Origin of the sequence: Saccharothrix coeruleofusca, from assembly GCF_014648515.1 — a bacterium.
In the GTDB taxonomy this organism is placed as follows: Bacteria; Actinomycetota; Actinomycetes; order Mycobacteriales; family Pseudonocardiaceae; genus Actinosynnema; species Actinosynnema coeruleofuscum.
The window spans coordinates 42,567-66,426 of sequence record NZ_BMRG01000009.1 but is presented as its reverse complement, the minus strand read 5'-3'; the positions used below and the strand labels follow the sequence as shown (position 1 = coordinate 66,426).

General features: G+C 72.2%; 16 protein-coding genes and 1 pseudogene. 10 read left to right on the top strand and 7 right to left on the bottom strand.

Features of this window, described 5'->3' with window-relative positions; translation table 11 throughout:
* The first annotated feature begins 324 nt into the window (after positions 1–324).
* Genes IEZ00_RS21770 through IEZ00_RS21760 form a run of 3 tightly spaced genes read left to right on the top strand, consistent with a single transcriptional unit; the run spans position 325 to position 3,934 of the window.
* Entirely contained in the window at positions 325–774 is a 450-nt protein-coding gene (locus IEZ00_RS21770; protein WP_209624259.1) for a (2Fe-2S)-binding protein, read from the top strand.
* Entirely contained in the window at positions 774–1,751 is a 978-nt protein-coding gene (locus IEZ00_RS21765) for an FAD binding domain-containing protein (RefSeq protein WP_189225159.1), read from the top strand. The genes IEZ00_RS21770 and IEZ00_RS21765 overlap by 1 nt, the downstream gene beginning before the upstream one ends.
* A complete protein-coding gene (locus IEZ00_RS21760) occupies positions 1,748–3,934 on the top strand; it encodes a xanthine dehydrogenase family protein molybdopterin-binding subunit (protein ID WP_189225158.1) in 2,187 nt (728 codons plus the stop codon). Before IEZ00_RS21765 ends, IEZ00_RS21760 begins: the two co-directional genes overlap by 4 nt.
* 32 nt (positions 3,935–3,966) lie before the next feature.
* Here IEZ00_RS21760 and IEZ00_RS21755 read toward each other — a convergent pair whose 3' ends face one another.
* The 4 genes from IEZ00_RS21755 to IEZ00_RS21740 all read right to left on the bottom strand — a co-directional run bounded on the left by IEZ00_RS21755 (position 3,967) and on the right by IEZ00_RS21740 (position 8,887).
* Positions 3,967–4,875, bottom strand: a complete 909-nt coding sequence (locus IEZ00_RS21755; protein ID WP_189225157.1) for a LysR family transcriptional regulator — start codon at positions 4,873–4,875, stop codon at positions 3,967–3,969.
* Between the two features lie 240 nt (positions 4,876–5,115).
* A complete protein-coding gene (locus IEZ00_RS21750; protein WP_189225156.1) occupies positions 5,116–7,620 on the bottom strand; it encodes an FtsX-like permease family protein in 2,505 nt (834 codons plus the stop codon).
* The gene (locus tag IEZ00_RS21745) at positions 7,617–8,249 is read right to left on the bottom strand and encodes an ABC transporter ATP-binding protein (RefSeq protein WP_229795972.1); all 633 of its coding nucleotides are present in this window, start codon (positions 8,247–8,249) and stop codon (positions 7,617–7,619) included. Before IEZ00_RS21745 ends, IEZ00_RS21750 begins: the two co-directional genes overlap by 4 nt.
* 311 nt (positions 8,250–8,560) lie before the next feature.
* Positions 8,561–8,887, bottom strand: coding sequence for a hypothetical protein (locus IEZ00_RS21740; protein ID WP_229795971.1), 327 nt, complete (start codon positions 8,885–8,887; stop codon positions 8,561–8,563).
* 385 nt (positions 8,888–9,272) lie between these two features.
* On the opposite strand from IEZ00_RS21740, the gene IEZ00_RS21735 reads away from it, so the two are divergent.
* The 5 genes from IEZ00_RS21735 to IEZ00_RS21715 all read left to right on the top strand — a co-directional run bounded on the left by IEZ00_RS21735 (position 9,273) and on the right by IEZ00_RS21715 (position 16,144).
* Complete coding sequence (locus IEZ00_RS21735; RefSeq protein ID WP_189225153.1) at positions 9,273–11,315, top strand: AfsR/SARP family transcriptional regulator; 2,043 nt, start codon at positions 9,273–9,275, stop codon at positions 11,313–11,315.
* A gap of 8 nt (positions 11,316–11,323) precedes the next feature.
* Positions 11,324–11,740, top strand: coding sequence for a hypothetical protein (locus tag IEZ00_RS21730; protein WP_189225152.1), 417 nt, complete (start codon positions 11,324–11,326; stop codon positions 11,738–11,740).
* 227 nt (positions 11,741–11,967) lie between these two features.
* Positions 11,968–13,155, top strand: coding sequence for a globin domain-containing protein (locus IEZ00_RS21725; protein WP_189225151.1), 1,188 nt, complete (start codon positions 11,968–11,970; stop codon positions 13,153–13,155).
* 374 nt (positions 13,156–13,529) lie between these two features.
* Positions 13,530–14,924 carry an MFS transporter gene (locus IEZ00_RS21720; protein WP_189225150.1) on the top strand — a complete coding sequence of 465 codons (1,395 nt, stop codon included), beginning with the start codon at positions 13,530–13,532 and terminating at the stop codon, positions 14,922–14,924.
* Positions 14,921–16,144 (top strand): FAD-dependent monooxygenase, encoded by a 1,224-nt coding sequence (locus tag IEZ00_RS21715; RefSeq protein ID WP_189225149.1) that lies wholly within the window; start codon positions 14,921–14,923, stop codon positions 16,142–16,144. Before IEZ00_RS21720 ends, IEZ00_RS21715 begins: the two co-directional genes overlap by 4 nt.
* A gap of 47 nt (positions 16,145–16,191) precedes the next feature.
* Here IEZ00_RS21715 and IEZ00_RS21710 read toward each other — a convergent pair whose 3' ends face one another.
* Both IEZ00_RS21710 and IEZ00_RS21705 read right to left on the bottom strand, forming a co-directional pair.
* Entirely contained in the window at positions 16,192–16,884 is a 693-nt protein-coding gene (locus tag IEZ00_RS21710) for a response regulator transcription factor (protein ID WP_189225148.1), read from the bottom strand.
* Positions 16,881–18,170 (bottom strand): sensor histidine kinase, encoded by a 1,290-nt coding sequence (locus IEZ00_RS21705; RefSeq protein WP_189225147.1) that lies wholly within the window; start codon positions 18,168–18,170, stop codon positions 16,881–16,883. The genes IEZ00_RS21710 and IEZ00_RS21705 overlap by 4 nt, the downstream gene beginning before the upstream one ends.
* Positions 18,171–18,713: 543 nt before the next feature.
* On the opposite strand from IEZ00_RS21705, the gene IEZ00_RS21700 reads away from it, so the two are divergent.
* Complete coding sequence (locus tag IEZ00_RS21700; protein WP_189225146.1) at positions 18,714–21,884, top strand: S8 family peptidase; 3,171 nt, start codon at positions 18,714–18,716, stop codon at positions 21,882–21,884.
* Positions 21,885–22,045: 161 nt separating this feature from the next.
* Here the strand turns inward: IEZ00_RS21700 and IEZ00_RS21695 are convergent, their stop codons facing one another.
* On the bottom strand, positions 22,046–23,236 hold the full coding sequence (locus tag IEZ00_RS21695; RefSeq protein WP_373293178.1) for an MFS transporter: 1,191 nt from the start codon (positions 23,234–23,236) through the stop codon (positions 22,046–22,048).
* A gap of 293 nt (positions 23,237–23,529) precedes the next feature.
* Between IEZ00_RS21695 and IEZ00_RS36935 the strand changes: the two are divergent.
* Positions 23,530–23,860 (top strand): annotated as a pseudogene (locus tag IEZ00_RS36935) (methyltransferase); the annotation flags it as partial.

Here is a 23,860-nt window from a genome sequence, read left to right as displayed (position 1 = left end):
AGGCCCGGCTCTGGTGTCCACTTCGGACCAGGATGGCCGACGTGCGGACGACGTGCTCGACACCGGCGGCCGTCGCTCCCCCGGCGAACGCCGTGACCAGCCGCCACCCGTCCCGACCCATGCGCCGGACGCATGTGAGCGATCCGCAACTCGCGTTGGCGGTGACGTCGTCCACGGCGGACGCTGAATTCCATGACGCAGTACGAGGGCATCACCAGACGCGGGCTGCTCGGCCTGGCGGGCAGCGCCGCCGTGGCCGCCACCGCCCCGTCGGACGGCGGGAGTGCCGCGGCGCGGACCACGACCGAGGAAGTCGCCGTGCGCATGACGGTCAACGGGACGGCCACGTCGCTGACCGCCGACCCGCGCACGACGCTGTTGGACGCGCTACGGGATCGGATGCGGTTGACCGGCACCAAGAAAGGCTGCGACCGCGGCCAGTGCGGCGCGTGCACCGTGCACGTCGACGGGCGGCGGGTCGTCTCCTGCCTGACCCTGCTGGCCTCGGTGGACGGTGCGACCGTGACCACGATCGAGGGGCTGGCCGACGGCGACCGGCTGCACCCGCTCCAGCGGGCGTTCATCGACCACGACGGCCTCCAGTGCGGGTTCTGCACCCCTGGGCAGATCATGTCCGCGGCCGCGGTCATCGCCGAAGGAGGCGCCCGGACCGACTCGGAGATCCGCGAGCAGATGTCGGGCAACATCTGCCGATGCAGCGCCTACCCCGGTATCGCGGCCGCGATCCGCCAGGCGCGGGCGGAGATGCGCTGATGCGCGAGTTCCGGTTCGACCGCCCCGCCGACGTCGGCGACGCCGTGCGGCGCTCGGGTTCCGACACCGCGTTCCTCGCGGGCGGCACCACGCTCGTGGACCTGATGAAGCTCGAAGTCATGAGCCCCCGGCACGTCCTGGACATCAACCGCCTGCCGCTGCGCGGGATCGACGCGACCGGCGGCGGTCTGCGGATCGGGGCGCTGGAGCGGATGAGCGACGTGGCGGCGGACCCCCACGTCCGCCGCGGCTACCCGGTGCTGAGCCGGGCGCTGGAGCTGAGCGCCTCCGGCCAGCTGCGCAACATGGCCAGCATCGGCGGGAACCTGCTGCAGCGCACGCGGTGCGGCTACTTCCGCGACGTGAGCACGCCCTGCAACAAGCGGCAGCCGGGCAGCGGCTGCCCGGCGGTCGAGGGCGAGAACCGGACGCACGCCGTGCTGGGCACCAGCGACTCGTGCGTGGCCACCCACCCCAGCGACCTGGCGGTGGCGCTGGTCGCCCTCGACGCCAAGGTGCGGCTGCGGGGCCGGGACGGCACGCGCACCGTCGACCTGCGCGACTTCTACCCGCTGCCCGGTGACACCCCCCACCTCGAACACGACCTGCGGCCCGGTGAACTGGTCACCGAGGTGGTCGTCCCGCCTCTGGACTGGGCCACGCGCTCGACCTACCTGAAGATCCGGGACCGGCAGTCCTACGAGTTCGCGCTCTCCTCGGCGGCGGTGGCGGTCCGGCGCGTCGGCGACACCATCGTCGAGGCACGCGTGGCGGTCGGCGGCATGGGCACCCGGCCGTGGCGGCTGCCCGCGGTCGAGAAGGCGCTGGCGGGCCGCCGCGCCGGGGAGGACACCTACGCGACGGCCGCTGCCGCCGCGGTGGAGGGGGCTCGACCGTTGCGGCACAACGCCTTCAAGCCCGAGCTGATGAAGCGCACCCTGATCCGCGCTCTGCTGGAACTGGAGCAGCCCCGATGACCCCCTCCCCCATCGGACGCCGGACCGACCGCGTCGACGGTCCCGCGAAGGTCACCGGCAGCGCGCCGTACGCCGCCGACTACCGCCCCGAGGGCCTGGTCCACGCCCACCTCGTCCAGGCCACCGTCGGCCGCGGCGAGGTCCGCGGCATGGACGTGTCCCGCGCCGAAGCCGCCCCCGGCGTCATCGCCGTCTTCACGCCGTTTCGCCCGCTGCCGCTCAACCCCCCGAGTCCCCAGCACAGCGGCGAGAACTACAGCGCGTTGCAGGACACCGCTGTGCGCTTCCGCGGCCAGATCATCGGCCTGGTCGTGGCGGACACCGCCGAGCGGGCCAGGGACGCGGCCGCGCTGGTCACGGCGGACTACGCGGTCACACCGCCGCGGACCTCGTTGGCCGACGCGGGCCCCGGTGTGCCGCAGGGCCTCGTGCAGAAGCTGGCGCCGGGGACGCCCTCCATCGACGCCGCGCTGGCGTCGAGCCCGGTGACCGTCACCACCTCGGTCAGCCAGCACGCCCAGCACCACATCGCGATGGAGCCCCACGCCACGACCGCGGTGTGGGTGGACGACCAGCTCACCGTCTACACCGGAGCGCAGGCGCCGCAGCAGGCCGCCGCGACGATCGCCGCCCGCCTCGGTGTCGAGCCGGGCAAGGTCCGGCTGATCTGCCGGTACACCGGTGGTGGCTTCGGCCAGCGCTCGCCGGTGTGGAACGAGGCGCTGCTGTGCGCCGCGGCCGCCCGCGAACTCGGCAGGCCGGTGAAGCTGGTGCTCAGCCGCGAACAGGTGTTCACCGCCATCGGCCACCGGGGAGCCGTCCGGCAGACGATCCGGCTCGGGGCCGATGCCGACGGCAGGCTCCGCGCGCTCAGCCACGACAGCGACGGGGAGCTGCCCGCGGCCGGTGGCTGGCGGATGATGCCCGGCCGCGAGACCTCCGCCGTGATGTACCGCACGCCGAACATCCGGATCGACCAGCGGCTGGTCACCCTGGACACCCCGCCGACCTGGTCGATGCGGGCGCCCGCCGAGGCGCCCGGCATGTTCGCGCTGGAAACCGCGATGGACGAGCTCGCCGCGCGCACCGGGGTGGACCCGGTGGAGCTGCGGCTGCGCAACTACGCGACGGAGGACCCGGTCGAGGGACGCCGCTTCTCCAGCAAGCACCTCGACGAGTGCTACCGGGTCGGGGCCCAGCGGTTCGGCTGGGACCGGCGCTCGGCGCGCCCCCGGTCCCGGACCGACGGCGACTGGCTGATCGGCATGGGCATGGCCAGCGCGGTCTACATCGCGTGGCGGCAGCCCGCCTCGGCGCGGGCGCGGTTCCTCGACGACGGTCACGTCGCCGTCGGCTCGGGCACGTCCGACCCCGGCACCGGAGCCTCCACCGTGCTGGCGGTGGTCGCGGCGGACGAGCTGGAGCTGCCGGTCGGCTCCATCACGGCCGAGGTCGGCGATTCCGCGCTCCCACCCGGCGGCGTCGGCGCGTACGGCTCCAGTGTCACCACGAGCACGGTGCCCGCGGTGCAGGCCGCGTGCCGGGCCGCCGTCGAAGCGCTCGTCCGGTCTGCCGTGGACAACCCGCGCTCGCCGTTCGCGGGTCTCGATCCCGCGAGTGTGCGCTACCGGCGGGGCCGGGTCGAGGCGCGCGGCCGGTCGGTCGACTTCCCCACCCTGCTGCGGGCCATGGGGCTGCCGCACGTCGAGGCGGTCGGCACCGCCGCCCCGGACCAGAGCGCCTCCCGGTACCGGTTCCACTGCTTCGGCGCCCACTTCTGCGAGGTCCGGGTCCACCGGCTGACCGGGGAGCCTCGCGTCAACCGGTTCACGTCGGTGTTCGACGTGGGACGGGTGGTCAACGCCAAGGCGGCCCGCGGCCAGCTCGTGGGCTCGATCATCTGGGGCATCGGGCACGCCCTGCTGGAGGCCGACCCGATCGAGCCGGACGGCAGGTTCGCCGCGGCGAGCATGGCGGACTACCTCGTCCCGGTGCACGCCGACACACCGGAGATCGACGTGCACTGGCTGGACCGCCCCGACCCGCACATCAGCGAGTCCGGGGTCCGCGGGCTGGGCGAGATAGGCATGATCTCGGCCGCGGCGGCGATCGGCAACGCGGTGTACAACGCGACCGGCGTCCGCGTCCACGACCTGCCGATCACGCTCGACAAGCTGCTGTGAGGCCGTGCGCGGCCGCGGAGCCGACCCGCCGGTCACCCGGAGGTCAGCTCCGCGGCCGCGGCCCGGACCACCTCGCGCAGCCAGGCGTGCATCGGGTCGGAGTCCAGGCGCGCGTGCCAGGCCATCCCGTACGGGAAGGCGTCGAACTCCTCCGGGGCCTCGACCAGCCGGACTCCCGGATGGGCGGCCACCCGCAGCTCCGCCAGCCGTCGCGGGATCGTCGCCACGAGGGTGGTGCCGGGCAGCGGGGCGAACGCCGAGCCGAAGTCCGCCACCCGCACCGCCGCCACCCTGGTGCGGCCCAGCTCCTCCAACCACCGGTCGATCATCGGTTGTCCCCGCTGGATCAGGGCGACGACCACGTGGCGGGCCGCGGTGTAGTCGGCCAGCGAGAAGCGCTCCCGCACCGGGTGGTCGCGGTCCACCGCGCAGACCACGTCGTCGGTGAACAGCTGCTCCCACCGCAGCGGGGAGGTCGGGCGGAGCACGGACAGGGCGATGTCGGCCCGACCCCGCTCCAAGGCCGCGAACGCGTCCCCGTCCTTGTGCTGGACGCGGACTTCCAGCTCGGGGGCGGCCAGGAACAGCCGGGGCAGCAGGTGCGGCCCCAGCGTCGAGGTGGTGTAGTCGGTGCCGATGATCCGCACGACACCGGTCGCCGTGGCGGGGTCGAAGCCCCGGCCCGCGAGGAGTCTCTCCAGGCGCGGCAGGAGCAGGACCAGCTCGCGCTGCACCTCCCGCGCCCTCGGGGTCAGCTCGTACTCGCCGCCGGACCGGACCAGCAGCTCGTCGCCGAACAACGCGCGCAACCGCTGCAACGTCCGGCTCATCGAGGACTGGCTCAGGTGGAACCGGCCCGCCGCCCGCGTCACGTTCCTCTCCTCGAGCATGATGGAAAGAGCGCGCAGTTCGTGCAACAGCCCGAGGTCACCGTGCGACATGGGCACAGTATGCAGCGCGCTCGCGTGCACGACCCGCGCCCCGGAGCGGCAGACGTGCCACGGCGCTCCGTCCGCGCAGCCGCCACGATCGCGGTTCGCCGAAGCCGGAACCGGGTTGGGCGGTGAGATCCGACCTGCCTGCGCGTGTCGACGGCGGGAGGAGGAGGGCCCTCCCGCTGCCCCACGAATCAGCACAGCGCAGATCAGGGACAGAGCCCTGACCCGAACGCGGTTGACGCCTCAGGTCCAACGCGGTGTGGGCAGGCGGCGGGACGCGGTGGCGCGCCCCAGTGCCGCGGCGAGCAGCACGACAGCCGCTGCCGCCGCGACCGTGAGCCCCAACGGCAGCACCGTCCAGCGGGCTTCGCTGCCCGCGACCATCGCGACCGCACCCGCCCCTCCTATGGCGACACCGAAGACCACGCCGATCGCGGCCGTCGCGCCCGCCTGCCACGACGCCACGGCGCGGACGATCCCCGGCTGCGCGCCGACCGCCGCGAGCACCGCGAAGTCGTCCTTGAGCTGATTGGTCGACAGGCCGATGCCCATGGCGATGATCACCAGGCAGAACACGACCAGCAGGGGCACGATCAAGCGGTTGATCAGGTTCACCACCCGCGGTCGAGAGTCGCCGCGCTCCACCAGGAGCTTGCCCGACAGCACACGCCCCTCCGCGCCTTCGAGCAGAGTCGCCCGCGCCTGGTCCTCGGCCGCTTCGCTGGGCAGCGCCGAGGACCGGAACAGGTAGGAGTAGCTCTGGCTCAGCGGTTCCAGGTTGTGAGCGCGCGCGACCTGCTCGGTCACCAGCAGCAAGGGTGCGCGGCGGAACTTCCGATCGGCCACCACGAGCGCGGGCATCCGGACGTCCACCTCGGTGAACGTCGGTGGTGTGCTCGCGTTCCCCGGTGTGCGCGGGAGCGAGCCCTTGAGCAGGACCGAGCCGTCGGCCACCAGGCCGGGGTTCAGCGCCAGCGCCGAACCCGTGGTGAACGCGCGCCGCTCGGCATCGCTGAGCGGCCTGCCGAGCAGTTCATCGGCCTCGTCCTCGGCCACGACCGCGGTGAGCGGGCTGAACGCGCCCAGCGCGGCGGAGGAGATCTGCACCGGACTGGGCGTCGCCCCCTCCGGCACGCTGAGCGCGGCCTCCCGGAACGCGATGGCGCCGGGGGCTCCGAGCTGTTCCGCCGCGCGGCCGAGGACGTCCGGTGCGACCGGCGCGCGGGTGGTGAACACCGCCGCGTTCTCCGGGGCGTCCGGCACGTACGGCTTGTAGTCCGGATTGGCGGCCATCCCGGTGAGGTAGAACGTCATCGTCGTGGCAACGGCGATCATCGAGGCGATGGCGGTCGCCAGCGCTGCGGTGCGGCTGGGGGCGAGCGCGGTGTCGCGGATGGCGAGCCGCGCGGGCAGTCGCATCCCCCGCCCCACCACCAGCAGGCGCGGCAGCAGCACGGTGAGCAGCAGTCCGCCGCCGAAGACGCCGAGCAGCACGCCCAGCGGCGCGAAGGTCTCCCGACGGACCAGCAGGCCGAACACCATCGAGGTGACGCCAACCGCCAGCAGCCCTCCTCCGACGAGGATCAGGCCGCGCCGTGACCTCCCGATGACGGACTCCCGGCCGTGCAGGGCCTCGGCGGGGTTCCGCGTCGCGGAGGACCGGCTCACCAGCGCCGCGCTCAGCACCGTGGCGGCCACCGCCAGCAGGACCACCTGCCCCAACAGTCCGGTCGGGACGGTCAGCTGCTCCCACCTGGTTTTGGTGGCCTGCTCCAGGGTGCCGCGCAGCAGGAGCGCGGCCAGTACGCCGCCCGCGACTCCGATGGCGGCGGCGATCACGCCGATGACCAGGCCGTGCGCGCAGGCGATGCCGAAGCGCTGGCGCGGTCCGGCGCCGCTGAGGGCGAGCAGGGCGTAGAAGCGGCGCTGCCGCCTGGCCGTCGTGGCGAACACCGCGGCGACGATCAGCGTGATCTCCAGCAGCGAACCGAGGAAGACGCCGAAGAACAGGCTGCGGTTGCTCGGTTGGGACTCCAGCAGCACCATGCGCTTGTTGACGACGGTGAGCGTGCCGATGGTGCCCGGCGGCGGTGCCTGCGGTCCGATCTTCACCAGCCACGACAGGGTCGGTGACGCTTCCCGCTCCGCCGTCAGCGGTCCGACGAGTTCGCCGGAGTCGGGCAGCACGGCGAACGCCGCCTCGATGTCCCTCGGGTCGAACTGGACGCCGCTGACCACGAGCGGCCGATCCACCCCCGCGACGGTCACCCGGTCCCCCACCGAGACGGCCAGCCGTCGGGCGGTGGCCTCGGACAACGCCACCTCGTCCGCGGAGGCGGGACGCTTGCCGGACAGCAGTCGGTAGAGCGGTTCGGTCAGCGGGCTCGCGGTGTCGTGCAGGTGGATCGTCGTCGGGACCTCGCGGTCTCCGGCCCGTGTCGTCGCGCTGACCTTCACCAGGGCTGCGACTTGTGAATCCGGTCCGAACTCAGTGGTGATGTCGGCACGCGAGCGGGCCACTCCCTCGGCGAACGGCTCCGGCGCCTCGACCAGCACCCGGACATCCGCGCCGCCCAGTTCACGTGCGATCCTGCTCTCGGGACTCGCGATCGCCGACGCGTCGGCGGTGAGGTAGGCGGTGATGCCCAGGACCGGCAAGGTGATCAGGATCAGCACCAACAAGGAGGACGAGCGCTGGGCCGCCATCTCCCGACGGGCCAGGCGGCTGGCGAGCACCAGGAATCTCATCGGACCGTTCCCGCCCTGGCGACGCCGATGCGCTCGATCCGACCGTCCCGCAAGTGGATCGTGCGGTGCGCTCTTGCCGCGACCGAGGGGTCGTGCGTGACGACGATGCCCGCCGCGCCATCGGCCACTCGCCGCGCCATGACGTCCAGGACCCCGGATGCGGTGTGCGAATCGAGCGCGCCGGTCGGCTCGTCGGCGAGCAGCACCCGCCTGCCGCCGCCGAGCGCCCGCGCGAGGGCGACGCGCTGCTGCTGCCCACCCGACATCTGGTCGGGGAAGCGCTGGGCCAAGTCGCCGACCCCGACGGCGCGCAACGCCTCCTCGGCCTCCGACACGGCCTTGCGGTAGGACATCCCGTTCAACTCGGCGGGCAGCGCCACGTTCTCGACCGCGGTGAGCGTGCGGATCAGGTTGTAGTTCTGGAACACGAATCCGATGTGCTGCCGACGGTGCCGGTAGAGGGCTTCCTCGGACAATCCGGCCAGTTCCGCGCCTGCCACGGTGACCGAACCGGCGTCCGGTCGTTCGAGTCCGCCCACGACCAGCAGCAGGGTGGATTTTCCGGAACCACTCGGCCCCATCACCGCGACTAACTCACCGCGGTGCACGTCGAAACCAACGTCCTCCACGGCCGTGACCTTCGTTATTCCACTGCCGTACGAGCGCCGCACCCCGTGCAGCCTGACAAGTGGAGCCGCAGAATCCGTCAAGTCGGCACACCGCCTTTTTCCCGGCTACGGCGTGATCGCCGTCGTTTCACCGCCACCGTAGCGTGTTCGTGAAGCTCCATACCGCCTCGACCGTCGGCGAATGGACCTGGAATTCACCCCGGCTTGGACTGCTCGGGGACGTTCGGCGGGCTCGTCCGAGGTCGGACGAGCCCGCCCACGCGCTCACATCGCCCTGTCCTGCCGCCCCGCCGTTTCAGGCCGGGGCAGCGTCAGCTGGCTTCGGTGGTCACCGTGTGCATGTCCCACCAGAACGTGCAGCCGCCCGTCCACAGGTTCATGTTCGTACCCGCGACCCAGTCGGAGTACTGGTCCGGACCACCGTTGCACCAGCCGTGCAGCCGCATGACGGACCCGCCCGTCGTGGTGCAGCCCCAGCCGTGCCCTCGGTCCGCGTCGATGATCTCAAGGTTCGAGCAGCCACCCCCGAGAGCGTCGACCTCACCTGCGCTCGCGACCGCGTTGAACGACAGCAGCCCGCCCGTCACGACGGCCAGCGCCGCCGTCGTCTGCGCGAGCTTCACCCACTTGCCCTGCATCGACATTCCATCCCCCTCACTCGATTTCGAATCACGTGGAATTCCCCTCGCCGAAGCGGCGGGCCAATCCCACGGCTGCTACGACCTCCGGCCGCTCCACCAGCATGAGGTCCGGACCGTAAGAAAATCTTTCACGAATCTTGAGGACAACGACGACCTCACCGATGCTCCAGCGGAGCCCGTGGTACCGCGTCGCCCGCCAGTCCACCGCACGACACCATGTCGACGAGCGCGAGTGCTCGTGCTGGGACCACTTCCGGCTCTGCCCCACTGGCAGCGGCCGGATACTTCACCTGACCGGTTACCGGGGCGAGGTTCCGGGACGCAGCACTAGGCTGTATACAGGGTCGGAACGCATCATGGTGTCCCGGGGGGGGAGTCAGGCGTGTCCTTCGAATTTCGGTTGCTCGGCACGGTGGAAGCGGTTCACGATGGCAAGCTCGTGGATCTCGGTCCCGGCAAGCAGCGGGCCGTCCTGGCGGCGTTATTGGTGGACGCGAACGATGTGGTTTCGGTTGATCTGCTGGTGTCGCGAGTATGGGGTGACACCCCGCCGCACCACCCCCAGAACACGCTGTACACCTACCTGTCCCGGTTGCGCAGGGCACTAGCCGGCGCTGAGGAGGTCAGCCTGGAGCGCAGATGCGGTTATCTGATCCGCGTCGATGACAGCGCAATCGACCTGAATCGGTTCCACCGCCTGGTCGAACAGGCGGGCGATGCCGCCGACGACACGGCGAAGCGGCTGTTCGACCAGGCGTTCGCCCTATGGCAGGGACAGCCGCTGAGCGGACTGGACACGCCGTGGGCCAACGAAGTGCGGAACGCCGCGCAGCAGGCCAAGCACCACGCCGAACTCGACCACGCGGACGTCGAGCTACGCCGCGGCGGCCACGCCGCCCTGGTGCTGAGGCTGGCCACGCTGGCCGCCGAACACCCCTTGGACGAACGACTCACCGGTCAACTGATGCTTGCGCTCTACCGGTGCGGGCGCCAGCACGAGGCACTGGAGCAGTACCGTCGCAGCGCCGTCCTGATGGCCGAAGAGTTGGGCGTTGACCTCTCCCCACCGCTGCGCGAGCTGCACCGGCGGATTCTGGCCGCCGACCCGGCGCTGTCCACCCCCGAGAGGGCGGTCGAGGTGCGGTCCGCTGCCGACACCGCCGCCACGCGGTTGGTCCCACGTCACCTGCCCGCGGCACCCTGGGGATTCGTCGGACGCGAGCGGGAACTGGCGGAATTGAGCACTGCGCTGAGCGGGCAGAAGGACGGAACCCGCATCCCGGTGGTGACCGGGCCCGGCGGAGTCGGCAAGACCTGGTTGGCGCTGCGCTGGGCGCATCAGCACGCGGACCACTTCCCCGACGGTCAGCTCTACCTCGACCTGCGCGGTTTCACCCCTGGCAAGGAGCCGCTGGCACCGGAAACCGCCGTGCGGGACCTGCTGCACGCCCTCGGCGTCGAGCAGGCCCATGTGCCCGTCGGGTCCGGTGCGACCGCCCTGTACCGGGGGTTGCTGGCGGAGCGGCGGGTGCTGGTCGTGCTGGACAACGCCAGGGACGCGGCGCAGGTGATTCCACTGCTGCCTGGCGGTCGGTCATCCTGTGTGCTGGTCACCAGCCGGGACCGGCTGGGCGGTCTCGTCACCGGACACGGCGGTGCCTCGCTGCGACTGGGTCCGTTGTCCGAGGCGGCAGCGTTCTCGCTGTTGGCGCTGCACCTCGGCGGGGACCGGGTGACGACCGAGAGGGGGGCGGTGTCGGCGCTGCTGGAGGGGTGCGCGCGGCTGCCGCTGGCATTGCGGATCATGGCCGTCCGCGCTGCGATGGCCCCGGACTTGCCGTTGTCGGCGCTGGCGGAGGAAGTGCGCGACGAGCGGACCCGGTTGGACGCACTGACCATCGGCGACGACGTGGCGGACCTCAGGGTGGCGCTCTCGGCGACCTACTCGGCGCTGAGCGCTGACGCCGCGTGGCTGCTGGGTCTGGTGAGCCTCGAACCGGGGGACGATATCGAGTTGACCTCGGCTGCGACGCTGGCAGGCCTGCCGACGAGCCGAACGCGGACGCTGTTGCGCGAGGCGGTGAACACGCACCTGCTGGACCAGCACGCTCCGAACCGCTACCGGATGTCCGATTTGGACCGCCGGTACGCAGCGGAGCGGGCGGCCGGTGCGCTGCCCTCGGAACACCGCCCGGCCGCGCTGCGCCGTCCACTGCCCCGCCTCGCTCGGGAGTCGACTTCCTCGAAGTTGCCCAACGCGGTGTTCTCGGACCGACAGGTGGCCCTCACGGACGTTCAGGCGTGCTGCTCCGACCAGCTCACCCAGGTGCGACCGACGCGTTCGCACTCCTGCGCTGCTGCCCGTGAGAGGCGCTGCCAGGTTGTGACGCCCTTCATGGTGAGAATTCCACAACGGGAGAGTTGACTGCTGTAGTGAGCAACCACGTCGATTTCATCAAGGAATACAGCGCGTTCATCGAGTCCACGATGCTCGACGAGCAGGCGTTCCTGGCCAAGCTGCCCGACTACATCACCGACGAGTCGGTCCTCGTCGAACCCGACAGCATCTTCGGCAGGCTCGTCGGGTTCGAGGGGTGGGCCCAGTGGCGCAAGGCCGCGGCCGACATGGCGATGCGCACCGGTGTCCGGTTCGAGTCCGGTGGCTCGCAGTTCTTCGAGAACGGCGACACGGTGCTGCACTACTACGAAGTCCAGTTCTCCCCCCGCGAGGGGTACCCGGATGGTTGGCGCACTTCCATCATCGAGCGCTACGACTTCGCCGACGGGAAGATCGCCAAGCTCACCGAGTACTACGCCGACACCGCGGCGTTCGTCAACTACTTCGCCTGAGGCGCCGACAGCGCTGGTGGCGGATGTCGCGGGATCACGGCGCGTCCGCGCGTGGTGACCACAGCGGAGGCCGGACCGGCAGGGACCAAAGTCCCATCCGCCCCCTGACGTTGCTCCCTGCTGCCGGGCGCGCGAGTGGCGCACCGTGGTCCTCGTGATCGGATCGGGCGGAGCGGACCCCGTTCCGCCCGATCCCACGCATCTTCGACCACCAGGAGGAGCACACCGTGCTGTCCGCTGCCTCGGCCGAGGTGGTGCGCGTGACGCTGCCCGTCGTGCGCGACCACGCCGTCCAGATCACCAGCGAGTTCTACCCCGCCATGTTCGCCGCGCACCCCGAGCTGCTGGACCTGTTCAACCAGGGCAACCAGGCGAGCGGGCGGCAGCGGGTCGCGCTGGCCTCCGCCGTCGTGGCCTTCGCCGAGCACCTGCTCGCCCCCGACGCGGGCTCGTTCGACGCGATCGCCGAGCGCATCGCGCACAAGCACGTGTCGCTGGGCATCCGGGCCGAGCAGTACCCGGTCGTCGGCAGGCACCTCATGGCCGCCGTCGGCAAGGTGCTCGGCGACGCGGTCACGCCGGAGGTCGCCGCCGCCTGGGACGAGGTCTACTGGTTGTTGGCGTGCCGCCTCATCGCCGCCGAGGCCCGGCTCTACCAGCGCGGAGGGATCGACTCCGCGACGGTGTGGCGGCGCTGGCGGGTGGCCAAGCGGCAGGACGAAGCCGTCGACGCGGTGTCCTTCACGCTCGTGCCCGATGACGGCGGCGAGGTGCCGGACTTCGCGCCCGGCCAGTACGTCTCGGTCGCGGTCGACCTGCCCGACGGCCACCGCCAGCCCCGCCAGTACTCGCTGTCGCAGGGACCGGGCTGCGGCTCGTTGCGGATCAGCGTGCGCCGGGTGCGCGGTGTCGACGGCGCACCGGACGGCGCGGTGTCCAACCACCTGCACGACCATGTGCGCACCGACGACACCCTCCTGGTCGGCCCGCCCGCCGGGGAGAACGCGCTCGACCCCGGCACTGGTCCGGTGTTGCTGGTCAGCGCGGGCATCGGCATCACGCCGATGGCCGCGATGCTGGACCACATCGCCCGCAGCCAACCCACCCGCCGGGTGGTGGTCGTGCACGCCGACCGCTCCCCCGAGCGCCACCCGCTGCGCGCCGAGATCCGCCGGATCGCCGCCGGTCTCACCGATGTCGACCAGTTCACCTGGTACGAGGAGGGCGACGGCGGGCGCCGCGGTCTCGTCGACGTGGACGCCATCCCGCTGACCGAGGACACGACCGCCTACCTGTGCGGGCCGGTGCCGTTCATGCACCGGGTCCGGGCCGGGCTGCTGCGTCGTGGTCTACCCGCCGACCGCGTGCACTACGAGGTCTTCGGACCGGGGATGCTCGACGGCCGAGTCGGCTGACACCGCGAACGGTCCGGGACCGCGACGCGGTTCGCAGCCGTGGGCGAGTCGACGAGCGGCGCGGTCACGCGATCAGGAGCAGGCGCTCGGCTGGGACACCCGGCCGAGCGCCTGGCTCAACCGCGACCGGATCGGGTTCATCGCGGCGGGGAAGCGCTTTCCCCCGCGGTCCCCGGCATCGGCAGCGCCCTGACGCGGGTGGACCGTCGAAGCCCCGAACCGGTGTGTAGTGCGCAGGCACTAGATCGGGTGGGCAACTGATCAGGGTGCATCAGGGGGGAGACGGTGCCAGGGGACGATGCCCCGCGCGGCGTCACGGGGAAGTGTTGGGTGGTGCGCGCACTCACCGGAACCCAACGACAAGAAGGTTGTCCATGTCCGAAACTGTGGCTTCCCCGATTCGCATCGGGAAGCCGTCGATAGGCGCCCTGGGCGTCCTGGCGCTCGCCCTCGGCACCCTGCAGTCGGTGGTGGAGCCCGCGCTCCCGCTGCTGCAGCGTGAACTCGACGTCAGCCCTGCCGAAGGAGCGCTCATCGCCAACACGGTGCTCATCACCGGTGCGGTCGCCGCCCCCGTCGCGGGCAAGCTCGGCGACCGCTACGGCGGGAAGCGGGTCCTGGTCTGGCTGATGGCCGTGGTGTCGGCCGGTGGGCTGCTGGCGGGCCTGGCGCCGAACCTGCCGGTGCTGCTGCTCGGCCAGGTGCTGCAGGGCGTCATGGTGGGGGCGCTGCCGCTGTCCTTCATCCTGGTGCGCAAGTACCTGCCGACCGAGCAGACGCAGGTGGCGGTCGGTCTGGTCGTGGCGCTGTTCACCGGCGGCGGCATGGTGGGCACGTTGATCGCCGGGCCGCTCGCGGAAGCGCTGTCCTGGCACTGGATGTTCGCGCTGCCCGCGATCGCGATCATCGCGACGACGCTGGTCCTGGTCCGAGTGATGCCGCACGACCAGCCCGCCCCCTCGGCGGGCGGGATCGACTGGCCGGGTGCGGTCCTGCTCAGCGGCGCGTTGCTCGCGCTCATGCTCGGGCTCGTGGTGGTGACCCGCGGCGGCCTGCCCCCAGCCGCGATCGGCGCCGTGGCCGTGGCCGTGGCCGGTCTGACGGCCGGGTGGGTCGTCGTCGAGCGCCGAGCCGCCTCGCCGATGGTCGACCTGCGGATGCTGGCGCGGCCCGCCATGTGGCACTCGGTCGTGCTCACCTTCGTCATGACCGCCGGTTCCGGGCTGGTGGCCTTCCTGATGCTGCAGCTGTTCGCGGTGTCGGCCGACGGTTACGGCTTCGGGCTCAACACCACCGACATCGGACTGCTCCTGCTGCCCGGCGCCATCGCCGGCGCGGTGAGCGATTCGGTCGGCGGCGTCGCGGCGCGGCGTTTCGGTCCGCGTGCCGTGGTCGTCGTGGGCACCACCGCCATGGCGGCCACGATGATCGCCTTGGCGTCGCTGCACACCGAGGAGTGGCAACTGGTCCTGGCGAGGGTGCTGATCGCGTTCGTCGCGGGCATCGGCACCACGGCGCTGCTCGCGGGCATCACCACCGCCGTCGAGACCGAGAACATCGGCATCGCCACCAGCCTGCTCGTGGTGACGCGGGTGATCGGCCTCGCCGTGGGCTTCCAGGTCGGCGGCGCGATCCTCACCGCCGGGACCGATCCGACGACGGGACTGCCCGCCGAGTCGGCCTTCATCACGGGCTTCACCACCGCGGGCGTCGTCTCCGCCTTGTCGCTGCTCGTCGTCCGCATCACCAGGAAGGGAGCCAGGGCATGACGCCCACCGGTCTGCCGATGGAGGCGGGCACCACCGCCGAGCGCGAGGTCCTGATCTCCGGTGCGGGCATCTCCGGTCCCGCTCTGGCGTACTGGCTGCACCGGGCCGGATTCGCGGTCACCGTGGCGGAGCGGGCGAGCGCGCCGCGCGGCGGCGGTTACCCGATCGACATCCGGGGCACCGCGGTGGAGGTGGTCCGGCGGATGGGGCTGCTGCCGCGACTGCGGGACGCGCACATCACCTCACGCCGCTGCGCCTTCCTCGACGCCGACGGCGGCGAGATAGCCTCGCTCGCCCCCCACGTCGTCGCGGGCGGCGTCGAGGGGCGGGACTTGGAGGTGCGCCGCGGGGACTTGGCCGAGGCGCTCCACGCGGTGGTCCGCGACGACGTGGAGTTCCTGTTCGACGACTACGCGGAAACCCTCGACCAGTCCGGGCGAGGGGTCGACGTCACCTTCCACAGCGGGCGGCAACGCACGTTCGACCTGGTGATCGGCGCGGACGGCGCGCACTCGCGCACCCGGCGGTCGCTGTTCGGCCCCGAGGAGCGGTTCCACCGCTACTTCGGCTACTGCTTCGCCATCTTCACCATGCCGAACACCTTCGGGCTCTCCCGCGAAGTGGTGATGTGGAACAGCCCCGGCAGGGCCGCGGCCCTCTACGCCGTCGGTGACAGCGAGGAACTGCACGCCTTCCTGAACTTCCACCAGCCCGAGCCGCCGCCGCACGTCTTCGGCGACCCCGACGCCCAGCGGGACCTGGTCGCCACGGCCTTCGCGGACGCGGGCTGGGAGGTGCCCGGCATGGTCGAGGCCATGCGCGAGGCGGACGACCTGTTCTTCGACGCGGTCGGCCAGATCCGCCTGCCCCGCTGGTCCAGCGGCCGGGTCGCGCTGGTCGGCGACGCCGCGTACGCGCCCTCGTTCCTCACCGGGCAGGGTTCGAGCCTCGCGCTGGTCGGTGCCTACGCGCTCGCCAACGCCCTGGCCACGCACCGGGACCACGCCACCGCCTTCGCCGCCTACGAAAGCGGCGTCCGCGACTTCGTGACCATGAACCAGGCGCTGGCGGGCGACGGTGCGGCCACGCTCTTCCCCACCACGGCGCGGGAGCTGGAGCAGCGCAACACCAGGTTGCGCGGTCTCGTCGCCATGCCCTCCCCGCAGGCACGACCGGCCCACTCGGCCTTGACCCTGCCCGAATTCGCTTCGACGTCGTGACGTGACGCGGCAGCACCACGCCCTTCCGGGGCGATCCCGGCGACCGGCTACGGCAGGCGGTCGGAGCTACCGCGAGGGTCGGCCTGTGCCAGGCCCGTCCGGTAGGCGATGACGACCAGTTGCGCCCGGTCGCGGGCCCCCAGCTTCGTCATGGCGCGCTGCGCGTGGGCGCGGACGGTGAAAGGGCTCACGACCATCCGCTCGGCGATCTCCTGGTTGGACAGGCCGGTCGCGACCAGGGTCACCACCTCGCGCTCGCGCGGGGTGAGCACGGCGAGCCGGTCGGCGTGGTGCGGCGCGGTGTCGTCGGGCATGGCCAGGAAACGGGCGACCAGGGAGCGGGTCGCGGTCGGGGACAGCAGGGTCTCCCCGCCCGCGATCGTGCGCACGGCGTCCAGCAGGCCCTCGGCCCCGATGCCCTTGCCGATGAAACCGCCCGCCCCCGCCCGCAGCGCCTGGGCGACGTGCTCGTCGGTCTCGTACGTGGTGAGGATCAGGACGCGGCTGGCGCGCAGTTCCGGGTCCGCGCAGATCCGCGACGTGGCGGTGATGCCGTCCACCCTGGGCATGCGGATGTCCATGACCACCACGTCCGGGCGCAACCGCCTGGTGAGCCGCACCGCCTCGTCGCCGTCGGCGGCCTCGCCGACCACGGTGATGTCGTCGGCGCTGTCGAGGAGCACCCGGAAAGCGCCGCGCAGCAGGGCCTGATCGTCGGCGAGGAGCACTCGCAGCGTCACGGCGCCCCTCCCGGCTCCCCGTCACCCGTTGCCGAATCCGCCACCGGACCCGCGCCGGTCGTCGCCGCGCCGGTTCTCCGCGTCGCGTCCTTGGCGGGTGGGAGGGGCAGCTGGGCGGAGACGAGGAACCCGCCCTCCGCGCGCTTGCCCGCGGAGAGCTGCCCGCCGACCGCGGTGGCGCGTTCACGCATGCCGATCAGGCCGTAACCGGGCGGGCGGCCCGGCACCCCGGACGCGGTGGGCGCCGGGCGGACGCCCCTTCCGTCATCGGCGACGGCGATGGTCACGCGGTCGTGCTCCCACGTGAGGCGCACCCCGGCGCTACCGGTGCCCGCGTGCTTGGTCACGTTGGTCAGCGCCTCCTGGACGATGCGGTAGGCGGTGAGGTCCAGCCCCGGCGGCAGCGGTCTGGGCGTGCCCTCCTGCCGCACCGACACCTCCAGGCCTGCGCGGTGGAAGGACTCGATGAGCGCGGGCAGCCGGGACAGCCCCGGCGCCGGATCGGCGGGCGTGGCCGCGTCCCCGGACTGGCGCAGCAGGCCGACCGTGGCCCGCAGCTCGTCGAGCGCGTCGCTGGTGGTCCCGACGATCTCCTCCAGGCTCTTGCGGGTCTGCTCCGGGCGGCGGTCGAACAGGTGGGCGGCGACGTTGGCCTGCGCGTTGGCCAGGGTGATCTGGTGGGCCACGAGGTCGTGCAGCTCCCGCGCGATGCGCACCCGCTCCTCCGCCACCCGCTGGCGCGCCTCGCTCTCCCGGCTCTCCTCGGCCCGCCGGGCCCGCTCCTCCAGCGCCGCCAGGTAGGCCCGCCGGTTGCGCACCGAGCGACCGAGCAGGCCGGCCATCAGCGGGAACGCGGCCACCGCCACCACCCGGCTCGTGTCCTGCCACGAGAGGTGCCCGAACAGCGGGGTGGAGGCGAGCAGCGCCAGGGAGGTCAGCGAGACCACGACCACCGCGCGCCGTTCGTCGCGGGCGGTGAGCGCGTAGGAGTAGGCGGCGACCAGGACGGGGGCCACGATCAGCGGAGTCGGCAACAGCCCCAGGGGTGACACCAGCACGCCGCCCGCGGTCGTAGCGGCCAGGACGACCAGCGGCGCCCGGTGCCGCGCGGGCAGCACGGCGCAGGACAGCGCGGCGATGAAGTAGGCCGCGGCGGGCGGCGGTGACAGCGTGCCGTCGGCCCGCACCACGCCGCCGAGCACGCACAGCGCGAACGCCGTCGCCGTGACCGCTTCCCCCCGCCACCACGTGCCGCGTGACAGGCCACCGCCCCCCGCCCTGGCCATGACCCGCTCAGCCCCGTTCGAAGTCGTTCAGGAACATGGGCGCATGTTATCGCGACCGCCGTTCACCACGTACTCGACGACAGGTCGGAAAAACGCGGTTCGCCTACCGGGAAGCTGCGCGAACCGAGCATTCGAACACCACCTGCCGCCGCGCGGCGCTCAGCGCCGCCAACAAAACGCCTGTTGAATTCGCGAGCCGACCGCTCGACGACAACCCATTCGACCGAATGGCGGAGGCCGCAAGGTCCGCATATCCGTGTCCGATCGGGCAGAGCCGAACTCTTCCACGTCGACGAACAACACCGCCGCAACGACGGTAGCAGCTCTTATCACCGTCCGTGACTACGGGGTCGGCGAGCGTGCCGCTCCGAGATCACCCACCGCGCACTTCCCCGGCCTGGCAACCTGCAATGGCCGCCGGAATGAGCGTCCGCAGTCGGAATCCCGCGATGGCGTCGACTCGCCGAATAGGGGCGTGAATGACAGCCAACGCGGGCAGCGGCCGACGGGCGGCTACGGATATCTCCCGACGCAGGAGGTTCAGTGGGAACAGGGCCATGGGGGTGGGCTCGCACGGGTATCACCGCCCTCGTCATCTCGGCGGGCGTGGCGACCGGTGGGGCACCGGTCGTGCGGGCACAGGCCGCGGATGGGGTCGCGCCGCCGTCAGGAGAGGCGCACCGCACCGTCACTCTGATCACCGGTGACCGCGTCGTCGTCGCGGGCGACCGGATCGTTTCGCACACGCCGGGGCCAGGACGGGAGGACGTTCCCGTCACGACGTACTCGGAGAACGGGCGGCAGTACGTCGTCCCCGACGACGCGGAGCCGCTGATAGCGGGCGGCAAGCTCGACCGGCGGCTGTTCGACGTGACCTCGCTGGTGGAGTTCGGGTACGACGACGCGGAGCGGTCGACGGTGCCGGTGATCGTGCGTCCCGCCGCGGGAGCGCGAGCGGATCTGAGCACGATGTCGGTCGCGGAGTCGGTCCCCGCGTTGAACGTGGTCACCGGCACCGTGGCGAAGTCGGGCCAGTCGTGGGCGGCGTTGCGCGACGGCGCGGTGGAGAAGGTGTGGCTGGACGGCAAGCGCAAGCTCACCCTGGAGCGGAGCGCGAAGCAGATCGGCGCTCCGGTCGCGTGGCAGGCCGGGCTGACCGGCCGAGGGGTGAAGGTCGCCGTGCTCGACGGCGGCATCGACGGCGCGCATCCCGACCTGGCGGGCAAGGTGATCGCGGAGCGCAACTTCACCGGAGTGCCCGTCGAGCCCGCCGAGCGGAGCCACGGCACCCACATCGCCTCCACGATCGCGGGCACCGACGAGCGGTACCGCGGCATCGCGCCGGACGCGCAACTGCTCGACGGCCAGATCTGCGTGCCCGGTATCGGCGGTTGCAGCGACTCCGCGGCGCTCATGGCCATGCAGTGGGCGGTCGACCAGGGAGCGCAGATCGTCAACATGAGCTTCGGCAACACGGACACACCGGAGATCGACCTGCTGGAGGAGGCGGTCGACCGGTTCTCCCGCGAGAAGGGCGTGCTCTTCGTCGCCGCCGCGGGCAACGGCGGGCCGTCGCCGGGCACGATCAGCACACCCTCCAGCGCGGAGTCGGCGTTGTCGGTGGGCGCGGTGGACCGCGCCGACGACGTCGCGGGGTTCTCCGGTCGCGGGCCGACCGCGACCGGTGCGGTGAAGCCGGACGTGACCGCTCCCGGCATGGAGATCGTGGCCGCGCGAGCGGGCACCGAAGGACACGTCGCGATGTCCGGGACGTCGATGGCGACACCGCACGTGGCAGGCGTCGCCGCGCTGCTCAAGCAGCGGCACCCGGACTGGTCGGGTGAGCGGATCAAGGCGGCGATCATGGGCTCGGCGACGGCCGGGGCGGGATTCGCGCCGTTCGAGCAGGGCGCGGGCCGGGTGGACGTGCCGAAGGCGATGGCCCGGACGGTGATCGCCGAGCCGGGCAACGTGGACCTCGGGGTGCGCCAGTGGCCCCACGAGGACGACGAGCGGGTCAGCCGCGAGGTGACGTACCGCAACTCCGGTGCCGAGCCGGTGGCGCTGGACCTGGCGGTGCACGTGACCGGACCCGGCGGCGAGGCGCCTGCCGGGATGTTCACCGTGTCACCCGCGCGGCTGACCGTGCCCGCCGGTGGCGAGGCGAGGGCGACGATCACGGCCGACACGGCGGTTCCCGCGCCGGACGGGACCTACGCCGGGGCGCTGATCGCCTCCGGTGGTGCCGACCTGCGCACGCTGCTCAGCGTCAACCGCGAGGTCGAGCACCACGACCTCGCGCTCACCCACCTCGACTTCGACGGCGCGCCGTCCGACTTCTTCCGGACCACGGTCGTCAACGTCGCGACGGGTCGCAAGCACCTGGTGGACAGGGAACCCGAAGCGGGCAAACCCCTTCGCCTGCCGAAGGGCGAGTACCGCGTGTACTCCACGATCACCGGCCAGGACCGCAGGTACGCGATCCTGGCACAGCCGAAGCTGGAGCTGGACGGCGAAGCGCACGTCGTGCTCGACGCGCGCGCGGCCAAGCCGGTGAGGATGAGCACCCCGGACCCGGCGGCGCGGCAGCGCGGCGGCTACGTGCTGTTCACCGCGACGACGGCGGGCAAGCCCGAGACCGTGACGATGTCCACCATGGGCAGAACCGTCCTCACCGCGCAGATCGGGCCGGACTCCCCCGACTTCAGCACGTCGTTCGGCGCGCAGTTCGCCGGAACACCGCGTGATGGGAAGACCCCGGTGACCTACCGCCTGCACTGGACCGAAACCGGCGGGCTGCCCACCGGCTACGAGCGCACGGCGGAGGCGTCCGAGCTGGCCGAGGTGACCAGCGACATCCGGTCCGCGGGTCCGGGGAAGCAGTACCTGGTGAACGCGGCGCCCCGGCCCGCCATCGGCACGGACACGGCGGTGCCGGAGGGCGGGCAGGCCGTGGACCTCGTCACCGCCAGCGAGGACGTCGACTGGAGCTGGGGCTTCGAGCAGCGTTCCGCGGACGGCAACACCGAGGTCATGCTCAGGCTCCCGGCCCGGTCGGTCGGGATCGGCCAGTCCTACCGGCAGGAGCTCAACACCGCGGTGTTCGGCCCGTCCGTCGGGGACGGGGCGTTGACGCGCCACGGCGCCACCATCGGCGTGGCGGTTCCCCTGTTCACCGACTCCAACGGCGGGCAGGGCGACAGCCCGTCCGCCAAGGGGCGGGTCACGCTGTTCCGGGAGGGGGTGCGGTTCGGCGAGACCACGACGCGCCAGTACGAGGACTTCTGGGTTCCCACCGCCGAGGCCGCCTACCGCGTCGAAGTGGAGCAGTCGCGATCGGTGTCGGACGTGTCCACGAGGGTCCTGGGGGTGTGGACGTTCCGGTCGGCGCACACCGACGGCCCGAAGGCGTTGCCGATGTCGGTGCCGCGGTTCCTGCCGGAGCTCGACGACGACAACGCGACACGTGACCGCGTTCTCGAGATTCCGGTGGAGGTCGAGCAGCAGCCGGGCACGCCGGAGGTGCGGCGCGTCGACGTGGAGGTGTCGTTCGACGACGGTGCCACGTGGCGGAGGACGCCGGTCGTCGACGGCGAGGCGGTCGTGGCGCACGACGACGGCGCCGAGTTCGCCTCGTTGCGCGCCACCGTCACCGACGCCGCGGGCGACACGGGTCAGGTGAGCGTCATCCGGGCGTACAAGATCGTGCTCTGAAACCCCTGTCCTCGGGCTGAGGCGGCTTCGAGGGGCTTCGGTGCGCGGATGGGGAACCCCTGGCGGGGCGGACGTTGCCGAAACGCCGCTCCGCCGGGAGTTCCGTCGGGGGCGTGCCCTGCCCCGCCGCCCACCGCTGAACGACCCCGCTCCAGCCGACCTCAGCGGCACGCGCCGTTGACCGACAGGGTGCGGGAGGACGGGTGCAGCGCGGCCGCGGCCGGTGCCGCGAAGCAGATCAGCGCGCACAGCAGGAGCACGGCGGGCGCGCCGCACCACTCGATGGCCGGTGCCATCACCACCAGCCCGAGCGGGGCGAGGCCGTAGGACAGCAGGAAGTCCAAAGAGGACACCCTGGCGATCTTGTCCGGCGCGACCTCGTGCTGGATGGCCGTGAACCACGGCACGTTGAACACCTCGATGCCGATCCCCGCCGCGACGTAGGCCGCGACGACCACGATCGGCGCGGTGGGGAGCACCAGGCTCAGCGGTGCCAGTCCGTAGGCGGCCAGTCCGGCCATCGCGACCCACCCCTGCCGGACGGGCTTCCAGCGGCTCATCAGCAGACCACCCGCCAGCGCACCCGCGGTGTAGCCGGTGCTCGCCGCGGCGAGCACGAACTCCGAGCCGTAGTCGTCCCGGCTGACCAGGGGCAGCGCGACCCCGGTCGCGGAGTAGCCGGTGGCGATCACCGCGGTGAGCGCGCCCAGTCCGGCGAGGAACCACGGGTGCTTCCTCGCCTCGCGCACGCCCTCGCGGAAGTCGCCCGCGAAGTCGAACCGGGAGTCCACGCGCGCGGGCCCGGCCCGCCCCGAGGGCGGCAGGAGCCCGGTGACCAGCCACAGCGCTCCGGTGCCGATCAGCAGTGCCCAGACCCCCGCCACGACGGCCAGCAGGGCGGTCGCGCCCGGCGCCACCAGGGAGGTGACGCGCACGGCCATCGTCATCGCCGCGTTGGCCCGCTGCCGGTCGGCGGCCGCGACGACTTCGGCCGTGAGCGCCTGGAACGCGGGGCGGCACGCGCCCTGACCCGCGCCGACGACGACGGCCGCCGCGGCCATCAACGCGGTGGAGCGCCCCAGCCCCAGCGCGATCACCGGTGACGCGGCCGCCGCCGCGAGTCCGGCCCAGAGCACGACCGCGCGCCGGGAGTACCGGTCGGCCAGCACGCCCGCCACGGGCACGGCCAGCAGGAACCCGACCGTGCGGGCCGCCAGCACGACGCCGAGCGCGGTCGCGGTGAGCTCGCGTTCCAGGACGGCCAGTCCCAGGACGAACGGCAGGCTCCAGGTGGCCAGGCCCGACGCGGTGGCACCGCACCACAGCCGCAGGAACCGGCTGTCGAGCACCAGCGGTCGCCGGGGTGGAGCGCCGCGGGCGGGGTCCTCGGTGTCGGGCGCTGTCACGTCTGCTCCTCGATGTGGTCGTGGCAGGTCGCCCGCGAGGGGGCGAGGGCCACTCTAGTGAAAACAGTTGTCGTTCCCACTAGGACATCCAGGGTTTCTTCGTCCCAGCCGATCACCCTCGGTCAGCAGGGGACGCGATGCCCAGTAACCCGATCGGGGGTACAAGAAAATGATTTTCATTGCTTACTGTGGCTGCGCGGAGGGCGGTCCTCCGCAGCCCGAAGCACAGCGGAGACCACGTGGACACCACCTCGGCCAGCACCGATCTCCTCCGGGAGTTGCCCGACCCGCTCCCCGCGGAGCACATCATCGGCATCAACACGCCCAAAGAGGACATCCGCTCCACGCGCGCCTACGAGTGGAACGGATGGCGGTTCCGCGTTCCCCCCGGCGTGTTCACCCCCGGGGCCACCAGCAGGATGATCCACGAACGGCTGCTCGACAACACCATCGCCGTGCGCGGCCTGGTCTACGCCGCGATGGGAGTCGGGCTCGGCGCGGAAGCCGTGGCGGCGGGCGTCGCGGGCGCGGCGCGGATCTACGCGCTGGACGTCCACGAGCCCAGCGTCC